The organism is Pedobacter sp. 10L46_2 (assembly GCF_056395165.1).
In genome coordinates, this window is record NZ_JBFTIZ010000340.1 from 1 (window position 1) to 4,435 (window position 4,435).

A 4,435-nucleotide genomic window follows, 5' to 3' on the forward strand; every position below is an offset into this window, starting at 1 on the left:
CTGCTGTACTGTCAATCGGAGTAATTAATTAATCATTTAAATTACTTACTATGAAAACTTATTCTGTAAAATTCTTTTCTGCCATACTTGCTATGGCAGTCATCCTGCTGGTTCTTTATTCAGGGTGTAAAAAGAAAAGCAACGGACCTGATGTTACCTACAGAACTTATACAGCTATGGTCCAGTTAAATGGCTCTAATGAAGTTCCGGTAGTTACAACAACTGGAACAGGCACGGCAAACATCACTTATAATGAACAGTCCAAAACGATTGCTTATACCATTACATGGCAGCTTGGATCTGCTGCTGCAACAACGACAGGAATGCACTTTCACGGTGCAGAAAATGGATCAAACTTAACCAGTTCACCAATTGTAATTGAAATACCTGGCTTTACCACTGCCAGCTCAGGTACTCTTACAGGAACTACCAGAGTATTGAACGCTGCAGAGATCAGTCAGCTTTTATCAGGAAAATGGTATGTTAATATCCATAGTTCTGATTTTACAAGTGGCGAGATAAGAGGCAACATTGTTCTGGTTGCCGCAAGTACGGGCAATGGAGGAAACAATGGCGGTGGAGGTGGATACTAAAAAAAGAAACTGCCCGGAGCATAATCAGGGCAGTTTCTTTTTTAAAATTGAAGAACTTTCCCTAATTCATATCAGGCATCTATCCCATCAGACAGCTGCCCTGAATATGTTCCTTAAGATATAGCACTGTTACGATAGCATGTTATGGGTTGAATCCTTTCTAACCAACCGTTTATAATCCTCAAGTAAGGCTATGTATTTTTCCATCCAATAATAGACGGAATCAGGATGTTCAGAATTAGAGTCCTTTTTAAAAGACCTTAGATCCTCATTATGATTTAATTGTTTTAATTCTCCTTCAAAATCACTTGAAAAGTCATAATTGATAGCCTTACCTATTTCTAAAATTACATCTGTATGCAATTTCTTTTGTCTAAACCAATTATACAAGGTCCTTCTGTTTACATTTAAGCGCTTGGATAATTCGCTAATATTCACATTTTGTCGTCGAACAGCTAGTTCAACGATTTCTCCTGCGTTATGTTCCATAACTTTAGTCGTTTTAGATAATATTTGGTTGAACGTTAGGGACGTTTCAATATAATAGCATATGGTATTTTAAGGGTTAATAAAATCGAAGAATTAGAATTAATCGGAGCAGCGTCATGAAATTTTAGGCATCTTCTAATCAAAGATATTTAACAAAAAGAAATATATAGACCTGCTAGTAGTCAAAAAAACACTTTTAGTGTTCATGTAATCCTTATAAATGATTATAAATAACTATTTCATCATCAATTAAATATGATCAATTTTATTATATGAGTTAATTATTATCTCTACCATCAAAAATATATCCCTAATATACTATGCTATGGAAAATGTACTAAAAAGCAACTGGTATATCGTTTATACCTTTCCAAATCTCGTAAAGAAAATCTATAACGAACTTACCAAAAAGAAGATAAAAGCTTATTTGCCTTTACAAAATGTAATAAGGCAATGGAGCGATCGTAAAAAAGAAATAAAAGTGCCTATGTTTCCAAATTATGTTTTTATTAATTCAACAGAAAGGGAGCGCTTCAAACTATTAAAAATAGGAGGGGTATTAAAATTTATAACTTTTGAAGGTAAACCGGCAATGGTATCTGAGGATGAAATATCCAACATAATGAAGTTCGAAACAATGGTTTTTGAAATAGAGTCCAATCTTGTTAGTGGTGATGAAGTGATTATTGTTGACGGGCCTTTCACCGGCTTACAGGGGAAATTATTTTTTAAAAGGGGTAAGGAGCGTCTTGGCGTTCACTTAAGTTCCATAAACCAATCACTTTCAATTGAAGTTTGTTCAACTAGTTTAAGGAAGGTGATCAATAAAAATAGTTATAACTAACTATTGATGTTGGTTCACAAAGGGACTAGCTTTATGAGTATATAAATTAAATGATTTTCAGAATTTACTTAATTTATTATCAGGGTGTTATTGTGACAAACCTCTAGCGAAGCTTTACAATTTACACTGGTTAGCCTGCAAAACTTCTTTAATATGCTTCCTCTGGTTTCTTGTGTAATGCCAACCTTTAACAGGAGATATTTTATTCCGCACGCTATTAAATATTTCCACAGGCAAGAGTACCAAAATAAAGAGCTAATTATAATTGATGACGGTTCTGATTGTATCCGGGACTTGGTTCCAGAGGTTGATAATATAAAATACATAAGACTTGATCATCAAATATCTTTGGGTGCAAAACTTAATATAGCTTGTAAGCATGCCTCGGGGAGCATAATAGTTAATTGGGACGATGATGATTGGTATGCTAACTATCGGATAAAATATCAGGTAGAGGAGTTGAAAGAGCGTAATGCTGATATTTGTGGGATAAATAATTTACTTTATTACGACCTGCTAAAAAAAGAAGCCTTTCAATATAGATATCCTCCAGATCAGCGTAAATGGTTGCTGGGAAGTTCGCTTTGTTATCAGCGATCTTACTGGGAAAAAAATCAGTATAAAGATATAAATGTAGGTGTTGATGGCTTATTTGTTTGGGCTGCCTCACCCGAAAAAGTAACCGCACTTACAGATTCAAAGATGTCTGTCCACATGATACATGATCAGAACATTAGCCTGAAAAAAACTTCAGGCGATTGGTGGCACCCATACCCGGTAATGGATATAGAGCGGATAATGAACTTTGATTTAAAATATTATCCTAAACATGCTCAAACTGCTTCAGATAAATGGAATTTAAAGAATGTTAGAAAACAGTTAAAGAATGTTTATGCTTGCCTGGTGCATGAAAGCTTAGATTGTGTAATTGATATGGTTCGCAATCTACATTTTCAAGACCCTTCCTCAAGTATCGTTATTTTTAACAGTAACGCCGATCTTAAATTAAACTCCTGCTCATTTCCTTTTGAAGAATTTGGAGCTGTAGTAAACCCCACTGTTATACCGGTAGCACATGGCTACCTGCACAATTTTGCGCTTGAATGTATGCAATTTGCACTCGATAATTTTTCTTTTGACATTTTAACTATTGTAGATTCCGATCAATTAAGTCTACAGCCAGCATATTCTACTTTCATGTGGGATTTCTTTTCGCAAAAAAGCAATATCGGACTTTTATCTAACCGACCTGAGCATATAACTGTAAACAATACTGACGTTTTTACCTCCATTCAGGCATTTAAAGAATATGATTTATGGAAACCACTGCTTAAAACTTTTAAAGATGGTGAAAGCAAATTTGTTCACTGGTCTTTTTGGCCCTCAACTGTATTCACTTACGATGCCGTAAAGGATCTGGTTAAGCTCTTCAAAACGAACAATATTCTTCAAAATATAATGAAGCATACAAAAATATGGGCGACAGAAGAGATCATATTGCCAACTATGGTGAGTTTGCTTGGCTATGATATTGAATTGAATCCCTGTTGCCATGACTTTGTTAAATACAAAAAAGCATATACAACACAAGAATTAGACTGTGCTTTTAATGATCCCAATGCGTTTTGGGTACATCCAATAAATCGTAATTACGACGATACGCTTAGGAAATATACCCGTAGGCATTTAAATAACTACATACAAAAACCCGAAGAAACACATAAAGAAGACGATAAACAGTCATTGTTTTTACCTGTCCAAGTTTTAAATGAAATTAAACAAATTGATGGGTGGTTAAGTGAAGGAGAAGCCGAATTGTTAATTGCTTTTGGACTAAAAGCATGCACTCAATTCCCAAATGGACATTTAGTTGAAGTTGGCAGCTATCACGGCAAAGCAACAATTCTGCTTGGAAAGCTGGCTAAGTCGGTATCAGATGGGATAAAAGTTTATTCAATTGATCCGCACAATGGAATATTAGGTTCTACAGATCAGGGATTGCAACAGTTTGAACCATCTTTAGCTCATTTCAAAAAAAATATTGAAAGAGCCAATTTATCTGAAACAGTGATGTCAATAGTTGATGAATCCAAAAATGTAAAATGGAATCACCCAATATCATTATTGTTATTAGATGGCTTACATGATTATTTAAATATTTCTAATGACTTCAGACAGTTTGCATCCTGGATAGAAATTGGAGGTTACCTCGCGTTCCATGACTTTGCTGATTACTTCCCCGACGTAATTGCATTTGCAAATGAACTTATTTCAAAAAAGAATTACCAGAAAATCCAGCTAACAGATTCCCTACTGGTTTTAAAGAAATTGAATTAAAGCATTACAGCAAAGATGGCTAATCTTAAAAAGAAAAACTTACCAGTATGGCTATATTGGGAAGGCGACCTTCCGGAATGGATTCGGGCATGCCAGAAAACAGTATTTGCACATGTAGAAAATGTACAACTGCTAACCCCTGAACGCTTTAATGAATTGCGGGATTCTGACC

Annotated in this window: 4 protein-coding genes; 3 read left to right on the forward strand and 1 reads right to left on the reverse strand. The window is 35.0% G+C overall.

The window, feature by feature from the left end; translation table 11 throughout:
- Window positions 1–50: 50 nt before the first annotated feature.
- Window positions 51–593 (forward strand): CHRD domain-containing protein, encoded by a 543-nt coding sequence (locus AC1DDX_RS24350; protein WP_337716200.1) that lies wholly within the window; start codon window positions 51–53, stop codon window positions 591–593.
- A 129-nt stretch (window positions 594–722) separates the two neighbouring features.
- Here the strand turns inward: AC1DDX_RS24350 and AC1DDX_RS24355 are convergent, their stop codons facing one another.
- Window positions 723–1,082, reverse strand: a complete 360-nt coding sequence (locus AC1DDX_RS24355; RefSeq protein WP_172662888.1) for a hypothetical protein — start codon at window positions 1,080–1,082, stop codon at window positions 723–725.
- A 325-nt stretch (window positions 1,083–1,407) separates the two neighbouring features.
- Here AC1DDX_RS24355 and AC1DDX_RS24360 point away from each other — a divergent pair, with 325 nt between their 5' ends.
- Window positions 1,408–1,926 carry a UpxY family transcription antiterminator gene (locus AC1DDX_RS24360; protein WP_477622743.1) on the forward strand — a complete coding sequence of 173 codons (519 nt, stop codon included), beginning with the start codon at window positions 1,408–1,410 and terminating at the stop codon, window positions 1,924–1,926.
- Window positions 1,927–2,079: 153 nt separating this feature from the next.
- Window positions 2,080–4,263, forward strand: coding sequence for a glycosyltransferase (locus AC1DDX_RS24365; protein ID WP_288879310.1), 2,184 nt, complete (start codon window positions 2,080–2,082; stop codon window positions 4,261–4,263).
- The last annotated feature ends 172 nt before the right edge of the window (window positions 4,264–4,435 follow it).